Source organism: Dietzia sp. CW19, from assembly GCF_014145265.1.
Classification (GTDB): Bacteria; Actinomycetota; Actinomycetes; order Mycobacteriales; family Mycobacteriaceae; genus Dietzia; species Dietzia natronolimnaea.
On the sequence record NZ_JAALEE010000407.1, the window covers coordinates 1 to 1,754 of the forward strand.

The window sequence follows — 1,754 nt, forward strand, 5'->3', positions numbered from 1 at the left end:
ACCGCCTGCTCGACTTCACCTCCCAGCTGGTCAACACCAACATCGGCCACCAGCACCCCGTGGTGGTCAAGGCGATCCAGGACCAGGCCGCCGAGCTGTGCACCATCAACCCCGCGCACGCCAACGCCGCCCGCGCCGAGGCCGCCCGGCTGGTCGCCGAGGTCGCACCCGCCGGCATGAACCGCGTGTTCTTCACCAACGCCGGCACCGAGGCCGTCGAGCACGCCGTCCGCATGGCGCGCCGCCACACCGGTCGGCACAAGACCCTCTCGGCGTTCCGCAGCTACCACGGCGCCACCACCACCTCGATGAACCTCACCGGTGACGCCCGCCGCTGGGCCAACGACCACGGCAACACCGGCGCCGTGCACTTCCACGCGCCCTACCTGTACCGGTCGCAGTTCTACGCCGAGAACGAGAAGCAGGAGTGCGACCGCGCGCTCGAGCACCTGGACTCGCTCATCGCGCTGGAGGGCCCGGACCACTTCGCGGCCCTGATCATCGAGTCGGTGCCCGGCACGGTCGGGATCATGGTGCCGCCGGCCGACTACCTGCGCGGTGTGCGGGAGATCTGCGACAAGTACGGGATCGTCATGATCTGTGACGAGGTCATGTCCGGCTTCGGGCGCACCGGCGCCTGGCTGGCCCTGGACAACTTCCGGTCCGGAGACGACGACTGGGCCCCCGACCTCATCACCTTTGCCAAGGGTTCCAACTCCGGCTACGTCCCCCTGGGCGGGGTGATCCTGCACGACCGGATCGCCGCCTCCTTCGAGACCACCCCCTACACCGGTGGCCTGACCTACGCCGGGCACCCGCTGGCCTGCGCCTCCGTGGTGGCCACGATCAACCTGATGCGTGACGAGAAGATCGTCGAGAACGCCCGCACGATCGGCGAGGACGTGATCGGCCCGCGCCTGCGCGAGCTCGCACGGACGCACCCGTCGATCGGCGAGGTCCGCGGCCTGGGAGTGTTCTGGGCCGTGGAGATGGTGGCCGACCGCGAGACACGCGAGCCCCTCGCCCCCTACGGTGGGACATCGGAGGCCATGGCCAGGACCTTCGCCGCCGCCAAGTCCGACGGCGTGCTGTTGTTCATGAATTACAACCGATTCCACATCGTTCCGCCCTGCATCATCACGGCCGACGAGGCGAACGCGGGGCTCGATATCTTCGACCGCGCACTCGATGTGGCCGATTCCTATGTGGGGAGCTGACCGGACATGGCGCTGATACTGGGCCTGATCGTCAACGCCGTCGCCCTGTGGGTGGCGACTCTGATCGTGCCGGGGATCTCCCTGTACGAGACCGCGGGTGTCGCCGACATTGACGCCGGCGCCATCGACAATGAGGTGAGCGTGCCGACTATCGCGGCGCTGCTCATCGTGGCCGTGGTGTTCACGCTGATCAACGCGGTGATCAAGCCGATCGTGCAGCTGCTGTCGCTGCCGCTGACCATCCTCACGCTGGGGCTGTTCCTGCTGGTGATCAACGCGCTGATGCTCATGCTCACCAGCTGGGTCACCACGACGTTCCAGCTGTTCGGTGCCGAGTACCTGGTGAGCGGGTTCTGGGCGGCGTTCTTCGGGGCGATCGTGATCGGACTGGTCAACTGGGTGCTCGGCATGGTGATCCCCACGCGCGCCCGCGACTGAGGCCCGGCCGCCGCACCGCCCGGCCGCCGCACGGCCCGGCCATCGCACGAGAAGAGCGTTCCGCACACGTCCGCCGAGAGGCAGGTGCGCGGAACGCTC

At 68.3% G+C, this 1,754-nt stretch carries 2 protein-coding genes; both read left to right on the forward strand.

Going from position 1 to position 1,754, the window contains the following annotated elements; genetic code table 11:
• A partial coding sequence (locus G6021_RS12200) for an aminotransferase class III-fold pyridoxal phosphate-dependent enzyme (RefSeq protein WP_182641403.1) occupies positions 1 to 1,217 on the forward strand: 1,217 nt, incomplete at its 5' end.
• A 6-nt stretch (positions 1,218 to 1,223) separates the two neighbouring features.
• The gene (locus tag G6021_RS12205; protein ID WP_182641404.1) at positions 1,224 to 1,655 is read left to right on the forward strand and encodes a phage holin family protein; all 432 of its coding nucleotides are present in this window, start codon (positions 1,224 to 1,226) and stop codon (positions 1,653 to 1,655) included.
• Positions 1,656 to 1,754 lie beyond the last annotated feature (99 nt).